The following is a 24920-nucleotide window of genomic DNA, read 5'->3' on the forward strand; positions in this document are numbered from 1 at the left end:
CCGACGACTGCATTCGGCATTGGGCTATACGAGTCCGATGGAATATGAAGAACGCTGGCATGCGAGCCAATATAAGGTCGCTGCCTGAACCCGAGGCTAAGGACTACGAGAAACGGGGGCAATATCACAAATCGATCAGCTACAAGATTCGTCTGTCCCGAGAGTCGCTGCAGGTGCGTAATGACCTCGTAGGGGCCATCGGCTATTGGACGCGTGCAGATTCCGCACTGGCTAGCGGTTTCAATGCGTGATCGCGAAGAAATCCCTACGCCATATCCAGCTGCGACCCAGAGCAACAACATCTCAAAAGAACTGACATGCTGGACATTTGGCCTTTCCGTTGATGACATGGAGGACAGGTACTGGTCCAGCGAAGGAGAATATTCGGCCTTCCATCGAAACACGGAGTGCTCCTTAAGTTCATCTATTCTGATTGACTGCTGCCGGAGCAGTGGGTATCGCAGCGGCGTGGCAAGAGCTGTCGCCTCAAACCAAAGAGAAAGACTCTTCAGCGAAGAATCGCTCACCTGCTTCAGAGAAAGGCCGACGTCGAAGCGCCGTTTGTAGAGGCCTGTAATGAGATCGCTCGTCGTAACCTCATTAAATTCCATAGAAACATCGGGCTCCTCCGCGCGCTGCAGGGCAAGCAATGCAGCTAGGTTCGAAGAGGCCACACCAGGCGCTATGGCGAGCCTGAGCTGTGGGCGTGGGCTGGTGGCGTCGTGCATGAGAGGCCCCAAGAAGCGATAAGACAAGGATGGAAAGTCTTCATGATAGCTAGTTTGAGTTAAACTTAACGTGGTTAAATTGTCGGGGCTGTTCGACGCTTCCAAGGATGGAGAAGCGAACTGTCCGACGAGGCCGTCCCCCAGGCACTACCACTTTCGACGCCGAGCCAGCGTTGGCATTCGGAGCGGCCGTTCGTGTCGCCCGCCTGACGCAAGGTATTGCTCAGGAAGAACTGGCTGCGAAAGCAGGGATCGAGCGATCGCACATGGGCAAAATAGAGCGTGGGGAGCACATGCCCACTCTCGCTCTGATCTTAAGAATCGCCGCCGGACTCAAGCTTAGTGCTGCGGAACTCGTCAGCGCAGCAGAACGCAATCTTCGTGCCGCGGCGCACGATTCAGATAGGCATTGACGCTTTAGTCATCCGGAGGTCCTCGCAGACGTTCGATGAAGCGATCCAGTGAAACCGATGAGTTGCTGCTTTCTGGCCGAAGCAGATAGGTTGTGATTACCGCCGTGTCCTGCGCCAGAGGGCGAATCACCACGTCCGGCCTCTGGCTGATGGGAATCTTGGTCGCTGTCATGAAACCAATCCCATAGCCTGCGCCGACCAGCGTTAGCATCATGTCCAGCGACGACACTTCTTCGACAACGTTGAGCCTGTGTTCCAGAACCTGTAGCAGCCGATTTAGTTCTCGGCAGTAGCCTTCGCAGGCCAGTTTGTCGCACAGAACCAGTGGGTGACCCTGAAGTTCGTTGAGCGGAACTTGCTTGTGCGCAAGAAGCGAGTGCCGCGCTGGCACGGCGATCACAATCGGGTCTCGCCAGATCGGTTCAGCCACGATGCCTTCGCCAACATCCGCCGCGTGTGCAAATCCGATCGTGAAGTCGCCAGACCGTAGGCCCCGTATCTGCTCGGTCAGCGGTACCTCGGAGAGACGTATCTCGACCTCGGGCTCTTCCGCGCGGCAACGAGCTAGGAACGCCGATAGTCGTGGGTCCATCGCACCATCGGAAATTGCAATGCGCAGGCTGCCCCTCAGGCCCGCGGCAATGGCTCTGGCATTCTCACGCGCTTGCTCCAGGACAGTGAAGAGTCGGCGGGTGTCCTGCAAGAATGCCGCCCCCGCCACGGTCAGCCGTGTGCCCCTGCGGTCGCGGTCAAACAGCGTGACCCCAAGCTCATCTTCCAATTCCTTGATCGCGCGAGACAAGGGGGGTTGCTCTATGTGCAGCCTCTCGGCCGCCCGCGTGAAATGCAACTCCTCTGCCAAGACGACAAAGCATCGTAGATGACGCAACTCCATAAATCGGGCTCCTCGCAAGTCCTCATTCGCGCCAGATGTCCCGTGGACGAATCACGGTGGACGGGGAGGCTGGATCCATTTCAGGGAAGTTGATGCGCTTGACATCGCAAAAACTGGCACCTTGAGCGCTCGTGGTTGCTCGTGACGCGTCCCAAGCGCGCGCGCCCAATCGGGGCGCGCGTCTCTGTCACACTGTGCAGAAGCTTTGAAAAGCACCGCACACCCGCGGCGTCATCCGCCGTGCTCTTTTTGTAGCAGCGACCCGAGGCGAGCGACTTCATTGCTGGTGATCGCGATGTTGCGCCCATCCTTCGTCGACACCGAAGCTCCGACATTGAGATAGACGGCGCGCCCGAAGCGGCTTTCCTGTGCCATCTTTCCGTCCTTGAAGATGTACAGCGTTCCCCCGTCAGCCAAGGGAACCATTTCCTTGGCTGCTTGGGCTGCTGCATGACCGGCGAAGGCTGGCACGGAGAGAGCGCTCAACAGGGCGGCAATGACAATTTGCGATTTCATGATCGACTCCTTTGTAAAAACGACGACAACTTGCGCCGCGTCGTTAAATGTAGAAGCAGGCGGTCTACAGAGCGCTTACCCGTGCATTACATTCAATTCATGTGCTGTCATCTGCCGCCCATGAAGGACTAGGTTCCAGTGGGAGACAAGATGCCAAGCCATGCAACGCTCGCCAGAACCAAAACGGCCAAGGTCGCCTCCGTGAACAGACTCTGTCTAAGCTTGATGACTGCCTGTGCGCGATTGCCTGCCTTCAAAGCAGCCTCCAGGCTCGGGCTCAACCGATACCGATTGGCAGCAGCCAACGCCAGCATGCCTGCGAAAAGCAAGAGCTTTACCATCAGCAGCCGGCCATACAGCGTCGAGATGAGCGGATCAAACGATGGTCCGGCGATCAACAGGTAATTGAGAATTCCACTCACGACGAGTGCAGCCACGATCGCTGTACCTATGCGAGCAAAGCCATTCGACGTCCGACTGAGGACCGCTACCGGGTCTTGCGCGACATCCTGCTTGTGGGATGCCAGCATCAAGAACGCCACCAATGCGCCCACCCAAGCGCCCGCTGCCCAGAGGTGCGTGATATCCGACGCAAGATGGATGTAGCCGCGAACGCCGTCGTCCATCGCGCCGTGGCCTGCCCACGCAAGGGTCGCCAGCGCCACGCCGGTGGAGAGCGCCATCACTGCAAATCGCAAGGTAGCGTTCAATTTCAACATTGCGACGAGCACACACACCAACAGCGCGAGGATGCGAATGCACCAGGCGATGCCCATGTGCGTGCCCGTAATGAGCATGTCGAAGACGTGCGTTGACAGCTCCGCGTAGCTCTGGGCACCGGACATGGCCTTGGCCATGACCGTCATGCCCCACATCGACAGGGCAATGCCGATGGCAGCGGATGCGCCAATGAGGACGCGATAGCGGCGCGAGATCGTCGAGGATCGCTCGTCGTTGCCCAAAGCATAGAGACCGAACATGGCGACGCCAAACGCCGCCGCCAGGTCCAGATACAGCGCCAGGCGCAGGACGATGGTCAACCAATCCCCGGCCATGGGCTTACTTCACCTTGAAGGTGACGTTACCCGTGATCGGATGCGTGTCCGAGGAGACGGCACGCCATTCGACGCGATAGTCACCGGGCTGGAGCGCCTGTGCCGGCGTGATGACCATGGTCTTGCCGTCGCCGGCAGCCGCGACGCTGGCGTTGATCTTCATCGGGCCATGGCTCGCCATTCCCGGCATGCCAGTCATGACAAGGCTCGCGGCGGAGAACTGCGGCACCAGCGTCTCGGAGAACTTCAGTTCGATGGTGGCTGGCGCAGAAACCTGCGACTTGTCGGCCGGCGTTGAAGACACCAGCGAAGGATGCGCGAATGCGGCGGTGGCGAACAGACCAGCAGCGATCGGCGCGACGAGCTTGGCGATGAAATGTGAACGGGTCATAGAAGTTTCTACCTGGATGTGTGAGGTGTGGTTTAAGAACGAAATGCCGAGATAAGGCTTGCACCTTTGCAACGGCGTGGAACGAAAGAAACGGTTTGCTGGGCGATAGCAGGCTCCTGTAGTTTCAGAAAGAAAATCCGGTCACAGTCGGCTCGCTCTCAGGCGCAAGGCGTTGCCAACGACCGACGCCGAACTCAGGCTCATCGCCAATGCTGCGATCAGCGGCGACAGCAGCCAGCCCGTGAGGGGATAGAGAACCCCGGCGGCGATGGGGATGCCCAGCGCGTTGTAGAGGAAGGCGAACATGAGGTTCTGCTTCATGTTGCGCACGGTACTCACCGAGAGCGTGCGAGCGACAGCGATGCCACGCAGGTCACCCTTGACCAGCGTGACCTGGGCGCTGTTCATCGCCACGTCGGTTCCCGTTCCCATGGCGATGCCCACGTCTGCCTTCGCCAAGGCCGGCGCGTCGTTGATGCCGTCTCCGGCCATGGCGACGATGCGTCCTTCTTTCTGCAGTCGCTCGATCAACATGAGCTTGTCCGCCGGCTTGACCTCACCATGCACCTCGTCGATGCCTAGGCGTGCACCGACGGCTTTGGCGGTGGTCTGCCCGTCCCCGGTGGCCATGATGACCCGCAGGCCCGCAGCCTTCAACGCGGCCAGGGCCTCGGGGGTGCTGCCCTTGACCGGATCGGACACGGCGAGCAAGCCCGCGAGCTGCCCGTCCACCGCCAGGTACATGACGCTGGCCCCTTCGCCGCGCAGAGCTTCGGCCTGGGGTACGAGCGGTTCCACCGATACGCCAGACTGTTCCATCAGCACTGTGTTGCCCAACGCCAGTTGCCGGTGCTCAACCTTTCCGCGCACGCCGATGCCGGTTCCCGATTCAAAGCTCTGAGGCTTCACGAGTTGGAGGCCCTGGGCACGCGCGGCCTGCACGATGGCGTCGGCCAGGGGGTGTTCACTGCCCTGGTCCAGGCTGGCCGCAAGACGCAGCACCTCATCGTTCGTAAAGCCGGGGGCTGCGACGACCTGATCGAAAGCAGGTCGGCCTTCGGTCAGGGTTCCTGTCTTGTCGATGACGAGGGTATCGACCTTGCGAAGATTCTCGATCGCCGCGGCATCGCGGAACAGCACGCCCTGCGTGGCGCCACGGCCCGTTGCGACCATGATCGACATCGGCGTGGCCAGACCCAGCGCGCACGGGCAGGCGATGATCAGGACGGCCACCGCATTGATCAGTCCATAGACCCAGGTGGGCTGTGGCCCGAAGAATCCCCATACAAGGAGCGTCGTTACCGCAATGGCGACGACGGCCATCACGAAGTAGCCGGCAACGACATCGGCCATGCGTTGCATCGGTGCCTTGGAACGCTGCGCCTGGGCGACCATCTGGACGATCTGCGATAGAACGGTGTCCGAGCCGATCCGCTCCGAACGCATGACCAGCGCGCCGCTGGTGTTGAGTGTGGCCCCGATGACCTTGTCGCCCACGCGCTTGCTGACGGGCAGCGGTTCGCCGGTCAGCATGGATTCGTCAATCGAGCTGCTGCCCTCGTGCACGATGCCATCCACCGGCACCTTCTCGCCGGGTCGGATGCGCAGCAGGTCGCCGACGTGCACATGGCTGAGTGGCACGTCTTCCTCGCTGCCGTCCGCATTGATGCGCCGCGCCGTCTTGGGTGCCAGCCCCAGCAGCGACTTGATGGCTGCCGAAGTCTGGGAGCGGGCCTTGAGTTCCAGCACCTGGCCGAGCAGTGTCAGCGAGATGATGACGGCGGCGGCCTCGAAATACACGCCGACCCGTCCCATGGACATGAAGGAAGCTGGAAACACTTCCGGCGCAACGGTTGCCACAACGCTGTAGATGAATGCCGCACCCGTTCCCAGGCCGATCAGTGTCCACATGTTCGGGCTGCGGTTGACCACGGACAGCCAGCCGCGGGAGAAGAAGGGCCAGCCGGCCCACAGCACGATCGGCAACGACAGCACCAACTCGACCCAGCTCTGTGTAGCCATGTCCATCAGGTGCAGCCGCTCGCCCAGCATCGCCAGCGCCAAGACCACGAGCGTCAGCGGCAAGGTCCACCAGAAGCGACGCGAGAAGTCACGCAACTCCGGGTTGTCGTCATCGAGGTCGGGCAGCAGAGGCTCCAGCGTCATCCCGCACTTGGGGCAGGTTCCCGGATGATCCTGGCGGATCTCCGGGTGCATCGGGCAGGTGTAGATGGTTCCGGGCGCGGTTGGCGATGCCGCCGGGGCCGGTGAAACTGCGGTGCTGGCATGGTGATGCGGTGCATGGCCGCTGCCTGTGCCTATGCCCGCGTCACCGCTGGCATATCGCGCCGGATCGGCGTCGAATTTGGCCTTGCATCCGGTGCTGCAAAACAAGTACGTGTTCCCCAAGTGCGTGGAACGGTGCTCCGACGCCGCCGTGACCGCCATGCCACACACCGGATCTCGCGTCGCGGCATCGGGCTGCGTGTGGCTTGAGGACCCGCCCGCGTCGTCACTTCCAGCATGGCTGGCGTGATGGTGGTGCGTATGCGGGCCGGACGTTGTGGCACCCGCCGCCATGCCTGCGTGCTCATGTCCTGAAGACTTGCTGGGTGAATTCATAGTGACAAGTGCCCTCCGCCGTTAACCTTTGGTGTCTGGTGATCGCAGCAGGCCGCAGGCGCGCAAGGAGACAAGCGCGGCGTCGCGTGCTCGCACGGTGCGAGTGCCTCGACTCATTGCTTCTGCTCCTTGGAGGCTGCGGCACCTTCCTTACCCTGACGCGCGGCATGATCGTGTCCGCCGTGGCCGTGACCACGGTGCATGAACAGGTGCATCAGCGGACAAGCCGCCAGCAGCAGGAAGGGGAGATAGCCGGCAACATGTGCCGTATGCTCCTTGAGCAGGAAATACGCGGCGACAGCGGCGATGATGAGGAACGCCACGCCGTAGCGCGATCGCCAGAACCGGGGGCGATCGCTGGGGGTCTGTGTGTGCTGATGCTGCATGGCATATCTCCACGGAGAAGGGTTGATGGATGGTCAGCGATGCGACTGATAGACCGTGCTGCTACCGTTTTTCCCAATCAGCAGCACGTCGTAGGCGTCCTTGCGTCCACCATAGGCCGGACCATCCATGCCGGGCGAACCGACCGGCATGCCGGGCGCCGCGAGGCCGATGGCCTGCGGGGCTTCGCGCAGCAAGCGTTGAATGTCCGAGGCAGGCACATGACCCTCGATGGCATAGCCGCCGATCTGCGCCGTGTGGCAAGAACCGTACTTCTGCGGGATGCCCAGCCGCGTGCGCGCTGCGGTGTTCCCGGTGTCGAGAACCTGCACATCGAAGCCTGCGCCTTGCAGGTGTGAGACCCAGTCCTTGCAGCATCCGCAGCTCGGGTCCTTCCAGACCTTGGCAATCGGTCGGCTCTGCGCCAGGCTCGGTCCTGCGAGTGCCATCACCAACAAGCCAGCGATCAATGCCTGGCGTCTCGGCACTTTGCCCTGGCTTCTGTCGTAGTGCATGTTCATGGATCGCCTCTCATCAGATGATCAAACCCGCTAGGTTCTAGAACCAGAATCGCACGCCAGCCACCCAGCGCGTCTGCTGCGCACGGCCGCCTTCGGCACGCACATAGTCCGCGGTGCGTCCGAAGCTGCCCGCCCGTTCCACGCCGATATAGGGGGCGAACTGGCGACTGAATTCATAGCGCAGGCGCAAGCCAGCAGACGCTTCGGCCAGGCCCTTGCCGATACCGCGTTCCGGGTCGTCCTTGCCATAAAACTGCAACTCGGCGCGAGGCTCCAGAATCAGTCGCTGGGTCAGCAGCAGCTCGTAGCTGCCTTCGACACGCAGCGCCGTACGTCCACCACTTCCCACGTAGCCCGTCGCCTCCAGCTCGAACCAGTAGGGGGCGAGGCCCTGGATGCCGAAAGCCAACCATTGACGGCTCGGGCCTTCCCCGTTATCCACCCGAACGCCGAGCTGGGTGTCCCAGTACGGTGCGACGGCGTGCCCCCAGAGAAGCTCGGTACGCGATTCTTCGAGCTTTCCTTTGGCGATATCGCCTTCGGCCTTCACGACGGCCTTGTTGTAGGTCGTCCCATACCACGCCTGGAGGTCGTAGGCCGTGGAGTCGTCTCCTTTGCGCGTGAAGCGGCGTTCCAGAGTTTCGCCGCGCAACGAAAAGAACCTGTGTTCGTCGGCCAGCATCAGCCGCGGCACACCGGGTACGGCGTAGTCGCCCGATCCCAATGTCAGGCCATTGGAGTAGCCATGCGGATCGCGGGCGTCAGGAGGCGCCGACCCGCCCTGCATCTGCATGTTGCCGTGATCCATGGCCGGGGCCGCGGTCGAGCCGCTCGCCGACGTCGCGTGACCCGCGTGCGGGTCGGCGGCAGGAGCCACGGTCTGAGTGGATGGCGCGGCCGTTTGAGCGTCGGCCTGGCCGTGCGCTGCATGGTCGTTCTGTGCTTGTGCCTGGGCGGCGACGCTTACCAGGGCCAGAAGCGTCGTGGCCAGTGCGCGAGTGGGGAGTGCTTTGGACATTCTTGGTCTTCCTTGTGCGCTGGGTTCAAGACACCACGACTTCGCGGAACATGCCGGCATCCATGTGGAACATCAGGTGGCAGTGCCACGCCCAGCGGCCGAGCGCGTCGGCTGTCACCAGGAAGCTGATGCGTTGTGCCGGCTGCACCGGCAGGGTGTGGCGGCGCGCAAGGAAGCGACCGTCGGGGCTTTCCAGCTCGCTCCACATGCCGTGCAGGTGCATGGGATGGGTCATCATGGTGTCGTTGTGCAGAATGACCCGCAGCCGCTCGCCGTGTTTGAAGTGCACCGGCGTGGACTTTCCGAACTCCAGCCCGTCCAGGGACCATGCGTAGCGTTCCATGTTGCCCGTGAGGTGCAGTTCGACCTCCCGGCCGGGGCCTCTCTTGTCCAGCGGCCCCGACGGGGTATGCAGATCCGCGAGGGTCAACACGCGCCGACCGTTGTTGCGCAGTCCGATGCCGGGGTCATCGAGGTTGGTGCGCGCCATGTCAACGCGCATGTCCGTGCTGGCACCATACTCGGTGCGAGCGTGGCGAGCAGTAGTGCTGGGCACGGCCAGTCCCCCCGCCGCCGCGGCGTGTTGGCTGTGATCCATCGCCATGCCACCGTGGTTCATGGCGCCGTGATTCATGCCTGCCATCGCCCCATGATCCATCCCGGACATCGAACCCGAGCCCATCCCGGTCATCCCGGTCATGCCCGTCATGCCCGTCATCCCGGTCATCTCCATGGCCTGGCCGGACCCGCCATGGTCCATGCCCCCCATCATGCCGCCCATCATGTCGTTCATGGTCAGCCATTCGACCGGATCGAGGGCAGGCACGGGAGCTTGAAGACCTTCACGCACGGCCAGCGTGGCACGCGCGTAGCCTGTCCGGTCCATCGCCTGGGCGAAGATCGTGTAAGCGTCATCCCGTGGCTGGACGATCACGTCGACGGTTTCGCCAGGACCGAATCGGAACTCATCGACGGTCACCGGCTCCACGTCAACACCATCGACGTGCACCACCGTGAGTTTCAGTCCTGGAATGCGTACGTCGTAGAAGGTGTTGCCCGCACCGTTGACCATGCGCAGCCGCACGCGCTCACCCGGTCGGAACAGCGCCGTCCAATTGCCGGCGGGGGTGACGCCGTTGGCCAGATAGGTCAGCGTGGCGGCAGACAGATCTGCGAGATCCGTCGGATTCATCCGCATCTCGTTCCACATCTTGCGCTTGTCGATCGCAGCGGCCGTGCCTTCGCGCGAGGCGTCCCGGAAGAAGTCGAAGACGGTAGGTTGGTTGTAGTTGTAATAGTCGCTTTGGGACTTGAGCTTGGTGAACACCCGCATCGGGTCTTCGTCGGTCCAATCCGAGAACAGCAGCACGTGGTCACGGTCGGCGTGGATGGTCTCGGCGCCAGCGGGGTCGATGATGATCGCCCCGTACATGCCCGTGAGTTCCTGGAAGCCGGAGTGCGAGTGGTACCAGTAGGAGCCGCTCTGCTGAACCTTGAAGCGGTACGTGAAGGTCTCGCCGGGAGCGATGCCATTGAAGCTGATGCCCGGCACGCCATCCATCTGATACGGCAGGATGATCCCGTGCCAGTGAATGGATGTGGCTTCACGCAGCTTGTTGGTTACACGGATTGTGACGGTGTCACCCTCGCGCCAACGCAATGTCGGTGCCGGCAGCGAGCCGTTGATGGTCGTAGCCACGCCTGGCTTGCCCGTGAAGTTCACGGGCGATTCGGCGATCACCAAGTCGAACTCGGTGCCCTTCAGCACAGGGGCGGCACCGCGCGTCGCGGAGCCTTGCTGGGCAAATGCCTTGAACGCCGGCGTGGACAGCCCAGCGAGAACGCCGCCGGCGGCTAACCCTTGGACGAAACGCCGACGAGAAAGGCCCTGTGTGGGCACGATAAAAAAGGGTGAACGAGGCGGCATGGCCTGAAATCCTCCATAGATGACTCGGAAGTCGTTCTAAACGCCACCCCATCCTGAGCGGCACAGTTCGACGCAATGCAGGTCATGCTATGGGTTGGGCACTTTCCATCGAATGACCCCTGAATTACATTCATGTAATGTTCGTGTCATGTTCGTGGAAGCTGGCAACCAGTAAATTGCTGATTGAAAGTGGATGAATGCGTACATCGTGAGCGGCTATTTTTCCGCGCCGTAGCGATTTCATGGGACATGCGATGAAACTGCTGGTCGTTGAAGACGAGAACAAGACGGCGGATTACGTCCGCCAAGGTCTCATGGAGGCGGGATTCGTCGTGGATCTGGCGCGCAACGGATTGGACGGACACCACCTGGCCATGGGCGAGACATACGATCTGGTGGTCTTGGATGTCATGCTGCCGGATGTCGATGGCTGGCGCATCGTGCGTGCCCTTCGAGATGCCGGTAAACAGGTCCCTGTGCTCTTTCTGACGGCGCGTGGCGGTGTAGACGACCGTGTCAAGGGATTGGAACTGGGAGCGGACGACTACCTCGTCAAGCCATTCGCGTTCTCTGAGTTGCTGGCGCGGGTGCGGACGCTGCTGCGACGCGGAAGCGCTCCGAGCCAGCCTGATCGCATCCAGGTTGCCGATTTGGTGCTGGACTTGGCGCGCCGGCGCGCAACGCGCGCTGGCCAACGCATCAATCTCACCAGCAAGGAGTTCGCGTTGCTTGAGCTCCTGGCCCGTCGCCAGGGGGAGGTCCTTCCACGGTCTCTGATCGCGTCGCAGGTATGGGACATGAATTTCGACAGCGACAGCAACGTCATCGATGTAGCCATCCGCCGTCTACGCGCGAAGATAGACGATGCGTTCAATCCGAAGCTCATCCACACCGTGCGTGGAATGGGATACACGCTCGATGCGCCCGATGATGCCCCTGCGCCATAAGCCGCGGCAAAGCCGTCCAGCGTCGCTTGCATTGAGGGTCACGGCCCTCGTTGGTATCGCCACGACCTTGGTGTTTCTTGTGTTCAATTGGGTCATTCTCCGGTCGTTGGAGCACCACTTTGCTCAACAGGATGCCCACGAACTGGAGGCAGTGACAACCGCTTTGGCTCAGCCCTTGCACCAGCTTGCAAGTGACATCGCAAGCGACGAACTGAAGCAACACTTGGCCAACGCAGTCGCAGGACATCATGGGATGACGTACGGCGTCTACGATGGGGCTGGCAATAGCATCTATGCCACGCCCGGTCCTGACCTGTCTAAACTTGCCAGTAGCAAAAAGTTGGTCAACCGCATCACCGCTGACGATTTGATCGTGTGGCAGGAGGATCAGAGGTCATATCGAGGTGTGGTGCTGCAACTGCCTGCTGACGATTCAGCGGCGCCCGGCTACCGCATCGTCGCTGCCATGGACATCGGCTTTCATCTCGACTTCCTGGCGGAGTTCAAGCGCATGCTCTGGTGGGCAACCGGCTTGGTCATGTGCCTGGCGCTCGGTGTGGCTTGGCTGGCGGTGCAGTGGGGCCACCTGCCGATTCGCAAGGTCAATGAAGAGATTCGGGCGATTCGCTCTTCAAAGCTGGATGTGAGGCTGGATCCTCGGGATGTGCCGATCGAACTGGCGGAACTGGTATTCGCCTTCAACGATATGTTGGCGAGAATCGAGGAAGGCTTCACCCGGCTATCACACTTTTCCGCAGACATCGCGCACGAGTTGCGCACGCCCGTCACCAACCTGGTCACGCAGACTCACGTGGCGCTTGGCCAGCCGCGCAGCAACGAGGAATACAGAGAAATCCTCTATTCAAATTTGGAAGAGTTTGATCGGATGGGACGCATGATTGGTGACATGCTGTTTCTTGCCCAAACGGAAAATGATCCCCGCAACTTGCGTCTGTCTACCATTGATCTGTCCGAATTGGTGCGGAGTCTGTTCGACTATTTCGAGGCGCTGGCAGAAGATAGCGGCATTACGCTTGGTGTTAAAGGGGCGATCGGCAGCATAGCGGCGGATCGGGAAATGCTCACCCGGGCGCTGAACAATCTTCTCTCGAATGCAATTCGACACACGCCTCGCGGCAAGAGCATCACGGTCTTGCTTTCGCAGGACGAGCAGTGGACAACGATCAGTGTGGTCAATCCCGGTGAGAGAATTCCTGAGCGCGATCTACCAAAGCTCTTCAACCGCTTCTACCGAGTTGATCCGGCACGGCAACGAAATACGGCGGGCGCCGGTCTTGGCCTTGCCATCGTGAAATCGATTGCGGAGGCACATGGTGGCTCCGTTGCCGTGACCTCCAGTGAGCTTGTCACCAGGTTTGACTTGGTATTGCCCCATCTGCGGCAGTAGTCCGAGGGCGCTGCGGTCCGTCCAGCCAACTGGCGTATCTCTTTGCCTGATTCTGGGATCTACCCGGCCGGCCACGTTGCTACGCGAGCGGGACATTTTTTCTCCGTGACTGCCACGTGCCCAGTCCTAGCGGCAGGCGCCGACATCATGCGCTTGTGTATCCCATCGCTACGTCCACACCGCGCGCGGGGGCCTTTGCTCGGTCGTGATCCGGTCACCGATCGTCGATAGCCTCAGCGGTCAGTGCCGAACGTCTGCCTGCTCGGCGCCTCGATCGCGCGCAGACCTGGCTGTGTGCGCTGAGCCCCTGAGGTGAGTTGGAAGTTGGTCTGCTGGTTCGTTGCGCGGGTATATGTACCCGTAGCTGGGTACAGAGAGTCTTATTGATCAAGATCAAGGTACTGCTATCAGGCGCCGGCTGCATATGAACGCAGCCAACCGCCAAAACTACCTATGCAGGTGTCCACTAAAACTTGACCACTGCACCCCGCCCGAAGGCTTCTCCGACTCGCCCGCTGACGCGGGCCAGGTCAACCCCACAACGACAGGCGAGAACGCCCCGCCATGCCTTGCAGCGCCGGTCTTGAGGCGTGGCGTGGAAGCTCCATAGCGATGCCGGGCGGGTTGTCCCTGAACCGCGTTGAGGACGGCACGCACCTGCACAACCTGCCGCAGCAAGCGCCAGCGTGTTCGCCAGCGTCCCGTCCATCGCGGCGGGGCGCTGGCCGGGCCGATCCGGCGCAGCCGGTTCGGCGGCATCGAGGGGCGCCAAGCATCGCGCGGCGGGGATAGCCCGCAGGGCTTTCCCCTGGAGGCAAGCGAAGCGCGCAGCGCCGCAGGCGCGAAGGCGTGAGCAACTGTCTTGAAAGTCAAGCCTCGCAAGCGCGCAGGCTCCATTCAATTGAAGCGTTTTGCCAATGATTCAATAAATGTTGTATTATCGAATCATGAACGAGACCCAAGCCATTTCCGCCCTCGGCGCCCTGGCCCATACCCAGCGGCTGCGCGTGTTCCGCGCCCTGGTGGTCGCCGGCCCCGAAGGGCTGACACCCAGCGTCCTCGCCGACCAGCTCGACGTGGCCCGCAACTCCCTGTCCTTCCACCTGAAAGAACTGGCCCATGCCGGCCTGGTCACCATCGAGCAGCAGGGCCGCAACCTGATCTACCGCGCCGACTTCACCCAGATGAATGGGCTGCTCGGCTATCTGACCGAGCACTGCTGCCAGGGCGGCGCGTGCGAGGTCACCGAATCCTCCTCTGCCTGTACTTCCTGCTGAAAGGATCACCCCCATGAAGCGCTTTCACGTCCACCTGCACGTCGATGACCTGAACCGCAGCATCGGCTTCTATTCCCAACTGTTCGCCGCGCAGCCCGCGCGCGTCGAAGGCGACTACGCCAAATGGATGCTCGAAGACCCGCCGGTCAACTTCGCCATCTCCACACGTGGCAACAAGCCGGGCATCGACCACCTGGGTATCCAGACCGACGATGCCGAGGAATTGGCGGTGCTGAAGGCCCGCGCCGAGGCGGCCGACATGACGCTGCTGGACGAGGGCACCACGACCTGCTGCTACGCGCGCAGCGAGAAGCACTGGATCACCGATCCGCAGGGCGTGGCCTGGGAGCACTTCCACACGCTGGGCAACATTCCGGTCTTTAACGAAGCGGCGCCTGCAGCGACTTCCGCCGCAGCGTGCTGTACCCCGGTGCGCGGCAAGCCGGTGGGCGTTGCGGTGAAGCCGGCTTCCTCCTGCTGCTGATGTGAGATACCCATGACCACCGACAAGACCTACAACGCCCTGTTCATCTGCACGGGTAACTCGGCCCGCTCCATCCTGGCCGAAGGCATCCTCAATGAATTGGGCCAGGGGCGCTTTCGCGCCTACTCGGCGGGCAGCCACCCCAAGGGCGAAGTCCACCCACTGGCGCTCGCCACGCTGGAGCGGCTGCACATGCCGACCGCCGGCTACCGCAGCAAGAACTGGGACGAGTTCGCGGCGCCCGGTGCGCCGGAGCTGGATTTCATCTTCACGGTCTGCGACAACGCCGCCGGCGAGGTCTGCCCCGTGTGGCCGGGGCGCCCGATGTCGGCGCATTGGGGTGTGCCTGATCCTGCAGCCGTTGAAGGCACCGACGAGCAGAAGCGCAAGGCGTTCACGGATGCGGCGCTGACGCTGCGCCGACGCATCGAATTGTTCCTGTCGCTGCCGATTCAGCGCCTGGATGCCATGTCGCTGCAGCACGAGCTGCGCAGCATTGGTACGAAGTGAGGTTGGCGCGATGAGTGTTGGAACCCAAACGGCCGGCCGCGTGCCGGCCGCCCCCACCATGAGCGTCTTCGAGCGCTACCTGAGCGTGTGGGTGCTGCTGTGCATCGTCGCCGGTATCGCGCTCGGCCAGTTCGCGCCGGGCGTGTTCCAGGCCATCGGCCGCACGGAAGTGGCTCAGGTCAACCTGCCCGTGGGCCTGCTGATCTGGGTGATGATCATTCCCATGCTGCTCAAGGTGGACTTCGGCGCTCTCGGCCAGGTCAAGCAGCACTGGCGCGGCATCGGCGTGACGCTGTTCATCAACTGGGCCGTCAAACCATTCTCGATGGCGTTGCTGGCGTGGATCTTCATCCGCCAGGTCTTCGCGCAGTGGCTCCCCGCCGACCAGCTCGACAGCTATGTCGCGGGCCTGATCTTGCTGGCCGCCGCACCTTGCACAGCCATGGTGTTCGTCTGGAGCCGGCTGACCGGGGGCGATCCTGTGTTCACGCTGTCGCAGGTCGCGCTGAACGACACCATCATGGTGTTCGCCTTCGCGCCCATCGTCGGCCTGCTGCTGGGCCTATCGTCCATCACGGTGCCGTGGGCCACGCTGCTGGTATCGGTCGGCCTGTACATCGTGATTCCCGTCATCCTGGCCCAGTTCTGGCGCCGCGCCCTGCTGAGCAAGGGCCAAGCCGCCTTCGACCGGGCGCTGGAGCGCATCGGGCCGCTGTCCATCGCGGCGCTGCTGCTCACGCTGGTGCTGCTGTTCGCCTTCCAGGGCGAGGCCATCATCCGCCAGCCACTGGTCATCGCCATGCTGGCCGTTCCGATCCTGATCCAGGTGTTCTTCAACTCCGGCCTGGCCTACTGGCTCAACCGCAAGGCGGGCGAGCAGCACAGCATCGCTTGTCCTTCGGCGCTGATCGGCGCCAGCAACTTCTTCGAGCTTGCCGTAGCCGCCGCCATCAGCCTGTTCGGCTTCCAGTCCGGCGCCGCGCTGGCCACCGTGGTCGGCGTGCTGATCGAGGTGCCAGTCATGCTACTGGTCGTTCGGATCGTCAACCAAAGCAAGGGCTGGTATGAGTGCGGCCCGAACCCTGCCCGCGGATAACCAAGACACGACTCATGAGCAACATCACCATTTACCACAACCCCACCTGCGGCACGTCGCGCAACGTGCTGGCTCTGATCCGCAACAGCGGCGAAGAGCCGAACGTTATCGAATACCTGAAGACACCGCCTGACCGCGAAACGCTGCAACGCCTGATCACGGACATGGGCGCGCCAATGCGCGCCGTGCTGCGTGAGAAGGGTACGCCCTATGCGGAATTGGGCCTCGATGACCCGAAGTGGGGTGACGAGCAGTTGATTGGCTTCATGCTCCAGCACCCCATCCTCATCAACCGGCCCATCGTGGTGACCCCGCTGGGCACGCGCCTGTGCCGGCCCTCAGAGGCCGTGCTGGACATCCTGCCGCAGCCGCAGCGCGGCGCGTTCCGCAAGGAAGACGGCGAAGCCGTGGTGGATGCGGAGGGTCGCAGGGTCTGAGACCTCCCGCACAAGCGGCAGGCAATCTGAAGTGAGGCTGGTATTATCGAATTTCGTTATCGATATTCGATATGAAAGAGAAACCTACTCCACGTGCCATGGAGCACCACGACCTGCTGTCGGGGCTGATCCGCCTGCATGTGCTGCACCACGCAGCCGAGCAGGAGATCTACGGGCAATGGATGATCGACGAGCTGGCCCACCACGGCTACCGCCTCTCCCCCGGAACGCTGTACCCGATGCTGCACAAGATGGAGCGCGACGGCTACCTCGTCTCCCGCCAGGAGCGTGAAGGGCGCACCGTGCGCAAGCTCTACACGATCACGCCCAAGGGCAAGGAAGGCTTGGCGCTGGCCAAGGACCGCATCCGGGAGTTCACCGGGGAGGCGATGCACAAATGACAGATTCCACCAACACCTTGCAGCATGAGGCCGCTGCCGCGCGCGGCTCACCCGTCGAAGTCTTCGGCGCCTTCCTCAAGCTGGGGCTGACCTCCTTCGGCGGGCCGATCGCGCATCTGGGCTATTTCCGCTCGGAGTTCGTCGAGCGTCGCCGCTGGCTGGATGACCGCAGCTACTCCGATCTGGTCGCCCTGTGCCAGTTCCTGCCGGGGCCGGCCAGCAGCCAGGTCGGTATGGCGCTGGGGTTGGGCCGCGCGGGCTGGCTGGGGCTGCTGGCGGCCTGGGCCGGATTCACCTTGCCATCGGCGATTGCGCTGATCCTGTTCGCCTTTGGCATCGCCGAGTACCAGGGGCTGGCCCAGTCCGGCTGGGTGCACGGGCTCAAGGTCGTCGCCGTGGCCATCGTGGCGCAAGCGGTCTGGGGGATGGCCAAGTCGTTGTGCCCGGACCGGCCGCGCGCCGCGCTGGCCATTCTGGCGGCGCTGCTGACCATGGTCCTGCCCTCGGCCGCGGGACAGCTTGCCGCCATCGCGGTGGCAGGGCTGCTGGGCTGGTGGACATTGAAGATCGCGCAACCCGGCGGCGGCCACGCCCACAGCTACCCCGTCTCGCGCAAGCTGGGCATCGTGGCGCTGCTGCTGTTTGCCGCACCGCTCGTCGGGCTGCCCCTGTGGGCGGCAGCCACGGACTCGTCCACGATAGCCCTGCTGGAAGGGGTGTACCGCTCCGGTGCACTGGTCTTCGGCGGTGGACACGTTGTGCTGCCGCTGCTGCAGGCCTCGGTGGTGCCCAGCGGCGTCGTGAGCAATGCCGACTTCCTGGCCGGCTACGGTGCGGCGCAGGCCGTGCCGGGGCCGCTGTTCACTTTCTCGGCCTACCTCGGCGCGGTCGCCCACGGACCGCTGCATGGCTGGATCGGCGGGCTGGCACTCCTGGGCACGATCTTCCTCCCCGCTTTTTTCATGCTGGTCGGTGCACTGCCGTTCTGGGAAGGGCTGCGCCACCGCGCGGGCATCCAGACGGCCATGGCCGGCATCAACGCCGGCGTGGTCGGTATTCTGGTGTCCGCCCTCTATGACCCGGTATGGACGAGTGCCATCCACAGCAAGGCGGATTTTGGGCTGGCGCTGCTCTCGTTCGGACTGCTGACGGTGGGGCGCGTGCCGCCGGCGCTCGTGGTGCTGTTAGCCGGGCTGGTGGGCTGGGTCATGGCGATGGGCGTCTGAATCTCATGTGGCACACCCTGACCATCCAGCTCCGACACGAAACCGCCGACGACATTGCCGCCATCGAAGCGGTCACGACCGCCGCCTTCGCTGATGCACCACACACCAGCCACACCGAGCAATTCATCGTGCGCGCCTTGCGTGCCGCCAACGAACTGACGCTTTCCATCGTGGCCGAAGAACATGGGCGCGTCGTCGGTCACGTCGCGCTGTCGCCAGTAACGATCACCCATGAGCACAGGCGAAAGACCGAGGGCTGGTATGGGTTGGGGCCGATCTCCGTCCTGCCGCCAAGGCAGGGGCGAGGCATCGGTTCGCGCCTGATGGAACAGGCGCTGTCTGAACTGCGGGCTATGCAGGCCGCAGGCTGCGTGCTGCTGGGAGATCCAACGTACTACACGCGCTTTGGCTTCCAGGCCCATGCGGGCTTGCAACTGCCGGGCGTGCCGCCCGGCTATTTCATGGCGCTGGCCCTGCATGGGACAGTGCCGGAAGGCATCGCGCACTACAGCGATGCCTTCAACGCCGCCGCCTGAGCCAGCGCGAAGGCGGCGGCGTTTTAATTCGGCTATTGGCCTTGAACACCGGGCGCGGCCACTGTCGCACCCGGATTTCGCGTCCACCGCGCCCAGGGCGGAACGGCCTGGGCGCGGTGCTGATCGCGGTTATTCCTTCGTCTCGATGCGCCACCACACAAAGCGAAGCGCCCCGGTCGAGGCCGGGGCGCTTGCCTTCGGCGCGGGTCAAGCGGCCAGTGCCTCGGCGGGTTCATCCGCCATTGCCTCGGTATCCTCCGGGGCGTCCTGCTCCGGGCCTTCTTCCTGCGCGGCCTCCTGCGGGCCTTCGGCCTTGAAGATGGCGGGCATCCAGCCGGTGCCATCGGCCAGCCGCTCGGCCTCGCTGGCAATGTCGGCCTTCTTGAGCTTCGCCAGCCGGGTGACGAATTCCGGTGCAAACGCGCCCACGGCATCCAGAATCACGGCCTTGGAAACGTGCTTGAAGTAGCCTTCTGCGGTCGGCTTCCACCATGCGGCCATGTCGAGGCCCACGGCCTGCGCCAGTTCTGCGCCGGGCTGGTGCGGCGTGGCACGGGGCGTCACCACGTCCACCGTGGAAGCCACGCACACGGCCAGCAGCCGCACCAGTTCGTCTTGCGACTTCGCCAGCAGCGCGGCGAACAGTTCGGCGCTGTCCTCCGGCAAGGCTTCCCCGGCTACCTGTTGCAGTTCGCGCAGCGCCACAGCGGCGGGCGACTCCGGCCAGTCCGGGGCCATGCCTTCCAGCCGGTCTTGCACTTTCAGGCTCACGCCCAGCGGCAGGTCGTGGCCGTGGTAGCTGTCCTGCAAAACCTTCTGCACCATGCCATGCACCAGCGCGGCCAGCGCGACGTGCGGATGCCGGGCCACTTCGATTTGCAGCGCCGCCGTGCGGTGGGCGCTCAACCGCTGCGCCAGCTGGTCGGACAGGCTCGCGGCCTTGGGCGGGTCGTCGGCGTCCTCGTGCTCCTCGTTGGCGGCTTCGCCTTCGGTGCTGCCGAAGCCGCGCCGCAGCTTTTCCAGCGTGCGCAGCGCCTTGGCCTCGGCTTCGCGCAGCAGGCCGCGATGAATAACAGCCTCGCCGTTGCGGTCGATGGTGACGATGGCACCGGCCACCTCGCGCACTTCGGGGGCGTAGCCTTGCAAGGCATTCTCCGCGTCTTGCAGTTCTCCGACCACCTGATCGCGCCGCTGTTCCAGCTTCTCGGCCTTGGCCTCGTCCTCGGCGTCGCAGGCTTCTTCCAGTTCGGCGTCGATCTTTTCGAGGCGGTTTCCAGGGAGGCGATGCGGCGGGCCTCGCGGCTGGTCGGCTCGCGGCGGTGGTGCGGGGCGTTCTGGAACGCCTGCCGTTCCTCGTAGGCCAGATGCGGCACGGCCTCCACCCATGCCCAGCCCTCGGCGCGCACGTCCTAGGCCAGCGTTGCAGCTTGTCGCGCACGAGCGTTTCCAGCACTGCGGTATCGGTGAGGTAGGTTCCGGCATCGTCTTCCGCGAACAGGTCACGCCGGATGCCGCCGCCTGCCTGCCGGTAGGTGTCCAGCCCGACGAAGCGCACCAGTGCGTGCGTGGCGTCGATTTCGCGCTCGGTCAGGCGCTCGCGCAGCTTGGACGGGCTGCGCTGCCATTCCGGCGCACCATAGAACGTGGCTTCCTGCGCGGCGTGGTCGTCGGCGAAGGGACACAGCAAGACCGCCCCCTCACGCCACCCACGCACGCCGGTTTTCGGCAAGCGGAGCGCGCAGGCACGGATCAGCGAGCCGGGCCGGAGGCGCCAGCGATGGAAGCCCGACAGGGGCGAGACTCGCGCAGCGAGGCTCAATGCGCAGCACGACAGCGCGACGGCGGCACGCCGGGACGCCCGACTGCTTGGGACAGGACTACTCGTTGTCGGTCTTGCGCGGCTCGATGTGCAACTGTCCTTGACGTGCAGCCGGGCGTAGTTGCGAAGGTACAGCGTGTCGTACTGCTTATCGGGCGATGTCAGGTGCACCACCATCAGGAAGGCGGGGGACTGCTTTTGGACGGTGATGCCCTGGCGCACCACATCGCGGGCAGCCGGGCCTGAGCCTGGGCGACGCGGTTTTGTACCCGCACCGTCGCGTCATCGGCGTTGATGCCAGAACGGAAGGTGACCGTGGTCACCAGCACGCCGTCGGAGCCGGCGACAGACTTGATGTACATCATGCCTTCGACGCCGTTGATCTGCTCCTCCAGGGGTGTCGCCACGGTCTCGGCAATCACCTTGGGGTTGGCGCCCGGATACACGGCGCGCACCACGACCTTGGGATATTCGCTGATCGGCAGCGCCGGGATCGCGAGCAGGCCCGAGACGAAGATGACGATCGACAGCACAGCCGCGAAGATCGGCCTGTCCATGAAGAACTTGGAGAGGTCCATGGGCTAATACCTTGAAAGGAGTCCAGGGGGAAGCGCGCCGCGCCGCTCGTTGTGTGATACGTCCGATCGGTGGCGCGCTCCGGCGTGGTGCTTCATTTGGTGGCGGACGCGGGCGCCGCAGCAGCCACCATGGGCACCGCCGTGGCCTGCACAGGCATGCCCGGCAAGAACACCTTCTGCGCGCCGTTGACGATCACGCGGTCGCCCGCCGCCAGCCCCCCTCGCACGATGCGCAGCCAATGGGAACTGCCACCCAGTTTCACATCACGTCGCTGCGCCAGTCCATCCTTGTCTACGATGTAGACGTAGTTACGGTCGTGGTCGGTCAGCACCGCCTTGTCGTCGATCAACACGGCCGAGAATTCGCCGCTGCCGACCAGTCGCACGCGGGTATAGAGGCCCGGCGTGAAAACGCGATCCTTGTTGTCCAGCACCGCGCGCACGGCGATCGTGCCGCTGCCCCGGTCCACCTGGTTGTCGAGGAAGTCCACCGTGCCGGTGTGAGAGAAGTCCGCCTTGTCCGCCAGGGCGATCTGGACCGGCAGCTGGCCGCCTCGCTCGCTGGGGCGCTCTCCCTTGCGCGCCATGCGCGAGTAGCGCAGGAACGCCTTCTCATCGGCCTCAAAGTAGGTATAGACCCTGTCCTGGAACACGATGGTGGTTAGCACACTGGCTGCATCGCTGGCGGCCACCAGGTTGCCTGCGGTAAAGCGGGCACGGCTGGCGCGCCCGTTGATGGGCGAGCGCACTTGGGTCCTCTCCAGGTTCAACTGCGCCGTCTCCACCGCAGCCTGCGCGGCCTGCACCTCAGCCTGCGCGGACTCGTCAGCGGCGCGGCGCTGCTCCCAGGCCTCGGTGGAGACAGCCTGCTGCTCGACCAGCACCTTGGCACGTTGCGCCTCGCTTCTGCTGCGGCCGGCTTCGCTGCGCGCCCGGGTCAATTGCGCCTGGGCCCGGGCCAGTTCCGCGCGGTAGCTTCGGGCATCGATCATGAAGAGCACATCGCCCTTCTTGACCTCGTCTCCTTCGCGATAGGCGACCCGCTCGACGTAGCCAGACACCCGTGGGCGCAGCTCGACGCTCTCGATGGCTTCGATGCGTCCGTTGTATTCGTCCCATTACGTGATGGGCTTGATCTCGACCTGCGCGACGCTGACTTGCGGCGGCGGTGGATGGCCTCCGGCGCCAGCTCCGGCGTTCTCTTTACAACCTGCGAGCGCCATCGCGCTGAGGGAGATCAGTATCCAAAGCAGGCGCACGCCGCGAGGATCGGAGCTGGAAGTCGTCATCTGAGCAGGTTCCGTGGTCAGGTCGTAAAGCGAATAAAGCGAGCGCGATCGCGCTGCACGCTGTCCCCTGACGCTGCTTTCTTGGCAGCGCAAGACCATGAACGACAGATGCGGCAGAGATCGAATCCCGTTGGTTGTCGGCTTCTCGTCTCGTCGCAGAACGCGCGCGCAAACCGACCTCGGCGGCATTACAAAGCCTCAAAACTTGAGGTCAAGCGATATCGACGTTCTGATTCGCGCCGTTGCGGATTGGTCCGCCGCGTCGCATTTTTGGACGGCTCTTGAGCCGCCGGTTACGCGAGAAGTGACAAGTAAGGATTGTTCGGTGGTGGCTCTGCGAACAGGAGCCGAACATCGTGCAATAGATAGCCATACAGGCGGCGGGACTTCCTGGGGCCTGTGACATCGCACGTCCAGATGTTCAGGCCCCTGGGCTTTTTGCGATGCAGTTGCAGGCGCTCGAAGCGCTTTTGTACCCATTGCCAATCCTGCTGGTTCTCCTGCTTGGCCAGAGTCCCGACCTGGGGGTGTTCTTGTGCGTAGCGTTGGAATACCCCGGGGCTGACCAGGTAGGCCGTGTCGCCCACCGTATGCACGAGCGCCTTCGCGTCGTTGATGACCAGCCGGCGGGTAGCGATACCCTGTTTCAGCCACGCCATGAAGTGCTCGCCCGATGGCTGCGCCGGCGAGGACGTGGGCACCGGCGCTGATGACGGCACGGGCGCCATCGAGGTTGACGGTGGCGTTTGAAAGCCAGCGGCGGGTGCGTCGCCCGAGACGGCTTCCGCGTCCTGTTGGGGAACAAGCAAATCGCCGATTCCTACCATCGCCAGCAGGTCCTCCATGACATCGGGTGCGGCGTGTGCGGCAGGCGGGTGAACCGGAGTTGCGGCGTCGACGCCCTCCCATGGAAGAGACTTTTGATCGTCGGTGGCTGGCTTTGCCGTCATTGCCGGCGAGGGCACCAAGGCATCGGCATTGTTGTCTGCCGGTGTCCCGTCGATTGCCACTGCCCCTGCGAAGGGCGCTGGCCGCTCTCCAGACTCCCAAATCAGCGCGGGAGCGAGACGCAGCAGGGTAAATGAGTGGGACCAGCCGGTCGCACTGGTCACGGTCGCGCGCCAGACCGCCTTCCCGTCCGACGTCGGCTGCAATATGCCGTGGTCCTGAAGCACGTTGAACACCGCAGTGTTGTTCGTAGGGATGCCATCGATGCCCTCTGACAGCAGGTGCGCACGTAGCTTGTCCGAAACCGTCTTGCTCACCAGCCACAAGGCGTCCTCGGTGAGCCAGCCATCGGAGGCTTCGGGCTGGTTCAGCTTCAACTCTTCCTTGAGCAGGTAGCGCAACCCGTCCAGCAGCTTGCGTTGCAGCGCGTGCTTGGGGGCGGCCATAGCGCGCGCGGGATCGCCTCCCAACTCTTGGGCCACGGAAGCGCGGTCGGCCTGTACGACAAGTTCGCCCAGCACGCCGGCGTGCTCGTACTGGCCGGCCAGGACGTAGAGCAGCGGTCCCCACAGGTCGGGATAGCCACTGAGCCAGTCCAGGGCATCACGGTCGAGGAGTTGGCGGTAGAGCAAACCTGTCGCAGCGCTGTGGAGCCGATATTCTCGATCGTCGCGGTAGCGGAAGCGGTATGGCTGGTGCAGCGGGCCGTGCCAGGGGTGCCACAGCGAGCCGTCGGACAGTTCGACGTGCAGATCGACGGCGATCTTGCCGATGTCGTGCAGCAGCGCGGCATAAGCGACTGCGGCAGTCCAGGCTTCAGACTGCGCCGCCTGGTCTTCGGGACTGGCGCCAATGGGCAGCAGATGGGACTGCCGCAGCTTGAGCGCATAGGCGACGATCTCCAACCCGTGATCCAGCATGCCGCCGGGGTAAGCGTGGTGATGCGCCTCGGAAGCCGGGAAAGCCTGGACCAGCTCGGCGTAGCGTTCCAGTGGCGCCCGGTACAAGGTGGCGAACTGCTTACGTGAGAGCGACGTGCGCTGCCAGATGTGCTCCAGCAGTTTCTGCCGGCGCGGGGTGGCCAGCAGCGATGCGGCCGACTCGGGCCGCATCAACCCTTTCGGGAGGTCGGATGCGGGAGGTGGCGTCGGAGCGGTAGCGACCGCGGGCCGTTTTCGCTGGAACAGAGAGAGCATGCGGATGTCCTGTCGCGGGCCGAGCGGGGTGCCTTTTTGCCTTTTCGAGGTAGGGCCATTCCCCTTGCAACCCATTCCCTCGCCATTTCGACCCTTTACAGCCTTTGGGTATAGGGCGACGGGTGCTGACCGTCCACCGCCAATGCGGGTTGCGGAAGGGCCGTATTGATACAGGAAGGCTGGCTGTTCACGCCCTACGATGGGCCGATTCTTGGACTCGGGAGAACGCTGTGAGGCCTCAGATTGACAAAGTAAGGAAATTTCCTTACCATGCAGGTATCGCAATCAGGAGAGTCGC

The 24920-nt window shown here is 63.4% G+C and carries 22 protein-coding genes and 3 pseudogenes; 11 read left to right on the forward strand and 14 right to left on the reverse strand.

All coding sequences use genetic code 11. The features are described 5' to 3' along the window. A partial coding sequence (locus tag CSC67_RS13605; protein WP_425337656.1) for a LysR substrate-binding domain-containing protein occupies window positions 1–728 on the reverse strand: 728 nt, incomplete at its 3' end. 107 nt (window positions 729–835) lie between these two features. Between CSC67_RS13605 and CSC67_RS13610 the strand changes: the two genes are divergently transcribed. Next, on the forward strand, window positions 836–1141 hold the full coding sequence (locus CSC67_RS13610; RefSeq protein WP_071659031.1) for a helix-turn-helix domain-containing protein: 306 nt from the start codon (window positions 836–838) through the stop codon (window positions 1139–1141). Window positions 1142–1145: 4 nt separating this feature from the next. On the opposite strand, the gene CSC67_RS13615 is transcribed toward CSC67_RS13610, so the two are convergent. The 9 genes from CSC67_RS13615 to CSC67_RS13655 all read right to left on the reverse strand — a co-directional run bounded on the left by CSC67_RS13615 (window position 1146) and on the right by CSC67_RS13655 (window position 10470). Beyond that, window positions 1146–2036, reverse strand: coding sequence for a LysR family transcriptional regulator (locus tag CSC67_RS13615; RefSeq protein WP_003097524.1), 891 nt, complete (start codon window positions 2034–2036; stop codon window positions 1146–1148). 231 nt (window positions 2037–2267) lie between these two features. Beyond that, a complete protein-coding gene (locus tag CSC67_RS13620; protein WP_003090336.1) occupies window positions 2268–2552 on the reverse strand; it encodes a CopK family periplasmic copper-binding protein in 285 nt (94 codons plus the stop codon). Between the two features lie 128 nt (window positions 2553–2680). Further along, on the reverse strand, window positions 2681–3607 hold the full coding sequence (gene copD / locus CSC67_RS13625; RefSeq protein ID WP_003097522.1) for a copper homeostasis membrane protein CopD: 927 nt from the start codon (window positions 3605–3607) through the stop codon (window positions 2681–2683). 4 nt (window positions 3608–3611) lie between these two features. Next, window positions 3612–3998, reverse strand: a complete 387-nt coding sequence (gene copC / locus CSC67_RS13630; protein ID WP_003090319.1) for a copper homeostasis periplasmic binding protein CopC — start codon at window positions 3996–3998, stop codon at window positions 3612–3614. 141 nt (window positions 3999–4139) lie between these two features. Continuing rightward, window positions 4140–6578 carry a heavy metal translocating P-type ATPase gene (locus CSC67_RS13635; RefSeq protein WP_197286470.1) on the reverse strand — a complete coding sequence of 813 codons (2439 nt, stop codon included), beginning with the start codon at window positions 6576–6578 and terminating at the stop codon, window positions 4140–4142. A gap of 155 nt (window positions 6579–6733) precedes the next feature. Next, the gene (locus CSC67_RS13640) at window positions 6734–7006 is read right to left on the reverse strand and encodes a DUF2933 domain-containing protein (protein ID WP_003097518.1); all 273 of its coding nucleotides are present in this window, start codon (window positions 7004–7006) and stop codon (window positions 6734–6736) included. A gap of 33 nt (window positions 7007–7039) precedes the next feature. Next, complete coding sequence (locus CSC67_RS13645; protein ID WP_003090303.1) at window positions 7040–7525, reverse strand: DUF411 domain-containing protein; 486 nt, start codon at window positions 7523–7525, stop codon at window positions 7040–7042. Between the two features lie 37 nt (window positions 7526–7562). After that, window positions 7563–8543, reverse strand: coding sequence for a copper resistance protein B (locus tag CSC67_RS13650; protein ID WP_005408883.1), 981 nt, complete (start codon window positions 8541–8543; stop codon window positions 7563–7565). 25 nt (window positions 8544–8568) lie between these two features. Then, complete coding sequence (locus tag CSC67_RS13655; protein ID WP_003097515.1) at window positions 8569–10470, reverse strand: copper resistance system multicopper oxidase; 1902 nt, start codon at window positions 10468–10470, stop codon at window positions 8569–8571. Between the two features lie 254 nt (window positions 10471–10724). Here CSC67_RS13655 and CSC67_RS13660 point away from each other — a divergent pair, with 254 nt between their 5' ends. The 10 genes from CSC67_RS13660 (at window position 10725) to CSC67_RS13710 (ending at window position 18792) form a co-directional block, all read left to right on the forward strand. Then, the gene (locus tag CSC67_RS13660) at window positions 10725–11417 is read left to right on the forward strand and encodes a heavy metal response regulator transcription factor (protein ID WP_003097513.1); all 693 of its coding nucleotides are present in this window, start codon (window positions 10725–10727) and stop codon (window positions 11415–11417) included. Continuing rightward, complete coding sequence (locus tag CSC67_RS13665; protein WP_003121551.1) at window positions 11401–12825, forward strand: Cu(+)/Ag(+) sensor histidine kinase; 1425 nt, start codon at window positions 11401–11403, stop codon at window positions 12823–12825. The genes CSC67_RS13660 and CSC67_RS13665 overlap by 17 nt, the downstream gene beginning before the upstream one ends. A 947-nt stretch (window positions 12826–13772) precedes the next feature. Continuing rightward, window positions 13773–14102, forward strand: coding sequence for an ArsR/SmtB family transcription factor (locus tag CSC67_RS13675; protein ID WP_003116799.1), 330 nt, complete (start codon window positions 13773–13775; stop codon window positions 14100–14102). 13 nt (window positions 14103–14115) lie between these two features. Further along, window positions 14116–14586, forward strand: coding sequence for an ArsI/CadI family heavy metal resistance metalloenzyme (locus tag CSC67_RS13680; protein ID WP_003107243.1), 471 nt, complete (start codon window positions 14116–14118; stop codon window positions 14584–14586). Window positions 14587–14598: 12 nt separating this feature from the next. After that, window positions 14599–15096: an arsenate reductase ArsC gene (locus CSC67_RS13685; RefSeq protein ID WP_003107241.1), complete on the forward strand. Its 498-nt coding sequence runs from the start codon at window positions 14599–14601 to the stop codon at window positions 15094–15096. 10 nt (window positions 15097–15106) lie between these two features. Then, a complete protein-coding gene (gene arsB, locus CSC67_RS13690; RefSeq protein ID WP_003109696.1) occupies window positions 15107–16192 on the forward strand; it encodes an ACR3 family arsenite efflux transporter in 1086 nt (361 codons plus the stop codon). 14 nt (window positions 16193–16206) lie between these two features. Continuing rightward, window positions 16207–16629 (forward strand): arsenate reductase (glutaredoxin), encoded by a 423-nt coding sequence (gene arsC, locus CSC67_RS13695; RefSeq protein ID WP_003107236.1) that lies wholly within the window; start codon window positions 16207–16209, stop codon window positions 16627–16629. A 71-nt stretch (window positions 16630–16700) separates the two neighbouring features. Further along, window positions 16701–17030, forward strand: a complete 330-nt coding sequence (locus CSC67_RS13700; RefSeq protein ID WP_015014846.1) for a PadR family transcriptional regulator — start codon at window positions 16701–16703, stop codon at window positions 17028–17030. Further along, a complete protein-coding gene (gene chrA / locus CSC67_RS13705; protein WP_003107233.1) occupies window positions 17027–18256 on the forward strand; it encodes a chromate efflux transporter in 1230 nt (409 codons plus the stop codon). Before CSC67_RS13700 ends, chrA begins: the two co-directional genes overlap by 4 nt. Before the next feature lie 17 nt (window positions 18257–18273). Continuing rightward, entirely contained in the window at window positions 18274–18792 is a 519-nt protein-coding gene (locus CSC67_RS13710; protein ID WP_023980163.1) for a GNAT family N-acetyltransferase, read from the forward strand. A 207-nt stretch (window positions 18793–18999) separates the two neighbouring features. Here CSC67_RS13710 and CSC67_RS13715 read toward each other — a convergent pair. The 4 genes and pseudogenes from CSC67_RS13715 to mobH form a co-directional block, all read right to left on the reverse strand. Continuing rightward, window positions 19000–20464, reverse strand: a pseudogene (locus CSC67_RS13715) (chromosome partitioning protein ParB); the annotation flags it as partial. 243 nt (window positions 20465–20707) lie between these two features. Continuing rightward, window positions 20708–21189 (reverse strand): annotated as a pseudogene (locus tag CSC67_RS13720) (efflux RND transporter permease subunit); the annotation flags it as partial. A gap of 92 nt (window positions 21190–21281) precedes the next feature. Continuing rightward, window positions 21282–22478 (reverse strand): annotated as a pseudogene (locus CSC67_RS13725) (efflux RND transporter periplasmic adaptor subunit). 293 nt (window positions 22479–22771) lie between these two features. Then, a complete protein-coding gene (gene mobH, locus CSC67_RS13730; protein ID WP_023657325.1) occupies window positions 22772–24622 on the reverse strand; it encodes a MobH family relaxase in 1851 nt (616 codons plus the stop codon). Window positions 24623–24920: the final 298 nt, after the last annotated feature.

Origin of the sequence: Pusillimonas caeni, from assembly GCF_003545815.1 — a bacterium.
Taxonomy (GTDB): domain Bacteria; phylum Pseudomonadota; class Gammaproteobacteria; order Burkholderiales; family Burkholderiaceae_B; genus Pusillimonas; species Pusillimonas caeni.

What these genes read in the sequence shown, in the direction of transcription:
- CSC67_RS13610 (WP_071659031.1), top strand. Translation starts at nt 836, where the DNA reads ATGGAGAAGCGAACTGTCCGACGAGGCCGTCCCCCAGGCACTACCACT.
- CSC67_RS13615 (WP_003097524.1), bottom strand. Translation starts at nt 2,036, where the DNA reads ATGGAGTTGCGTCATCTACGATGCTTTGTCGTCTTGGCAGAGGAGTTG.
- CSC67_RS13620 (WP_003090336.1), bottom strand. Translation starts at nt 2,552, where the DNA reads ATGAAATCGCAAATTGTCATTGCCGCCCTGTTGAGCGCTCTCTCCGTG.
- copD (WP_003097522.1), bottom strand. Translation starts at nt 3,607, where the DNA reads ATGGCCGGGGATTGGTTGACCATCGTCCTGCGCCTGGCGCTGTATCTG.
- copC (WP_003090319.1), bottom strand. Translation starts at nt 3,998, where the DNA reads ATGACCCGTTCACATTTCATCGCCAAGCTCGTCGCGCCGATCGCTGCT.
- CSC67_RS13635 (WP_197286470.1), bottom strand. Translation starts at nt 6,578, where the DNA reads ATGGCGGCGGGTGCCACAACGTCCGGCCCGCATACGCACCACCATCAC.
- CSC67_RS13640 (WP_003097518.1), bottom strand. Translation starts at nt 7,006, where the DNA reads ATGCAGCATCAGCACACACAGACCCCCAGCGATCGCCCCCGGTTCTGG.
- CSC67_RS13645 (WP_003090303.1), bottom strand. Translation starts at nt 7,525, where the DNA reads ATGAACATGCACTACGACAGAAGCCAGGGCAAAGTGCCGAGACGCCAG.
- CSC67_RS13650 (WP_005408883.1), bottom strand. Translation starts at nt 8,543, where the DNA reads ATGTCCAAAGCACTCCCCACTCGCGCACTGGCCACGACGCTTCTGGCC.
- CSC67_RS13655 (WP_003097515.1), bottom strand. Translation starts at nt 10,470, where the DNA reads ATGCCGCCTCGTTCACCCTTTTTTATCGTGCCCACACAGGGCCTTTCT.
- CSC67_RS13660 (WP_003097513.1), top strand. Translation starts at nt 10,725, where the DNA reads ATGAAACTGCTGGTCGTTGAAGACGAGAACAAGACGGCGGATTACGTC.
- CSC67_RS13665 (WP_003121551.1), top strand. Translation starts at nt 11,401, where the DNA reads ATGCCCCTGCGCCATAAGCCGCGGCAAAGCCGTCCAGCGTCGCTTGCA.
- CSC67_RS13675 (WP_003116799.1), top strand. Translation starts at nt 13,773, where the DNA reads ATGAACGAGACCCAAGCCATTTCCGCCCTCGGCGCCCTGGCCCATACC.
- CSC67_RS13680 (WP_003107243.1), top strand. Translation starts at nt 14,116, where the DNA reads ATGAAGCGCTTTCACGTCCACCTGCACGTCGATGACCTGAACCGCAGC.
- CSC67_RS13685 (WP_003107241.1), top strand. Translation starts at nt 14,599, where the DNA reads ATGACCACCGACAAGACCTACAACGCCCTGTTCATCTGCACGGGTAAC.
- arsB (WP_003109696.1), top strand. Translation starts at nt 15,107, where the DNA reads ATGAGTGTTGGAACCCAAACGGCCGGCCGCGTGCCGGCCGCCCCCACC.
- arsC (WP_003107236.1), top strand. Translation starts at nt 16,207, where the DNA reads ATGAGCAACATCACCATTTACCACAACCCCACCTGCGGCACGTCGCGC.
- CSC67_RS13700 (WP_015014846.1), top strand. Translation starts at nt 16,701, where the DNA reads ATGAAAGAGAAACCTACTCCACGTGCCATGGAGCACCACGACCTGCTG.
- chrA (WP_003107233.1), top strand. Translation starts at nt 17,027, where the DNA reads ATGACAGATTCCACCAACACCTTGCAGCATGAGGCCGCTGCCGCGCGC.
- mobH (WP_023657325.1), bottom strand. Translation starts at nt 24,622, where the DNA reads ATGCTCTCTCTGTTCCAGCGAAAACGGCCCGCGGTCGCTACCGCTCCG.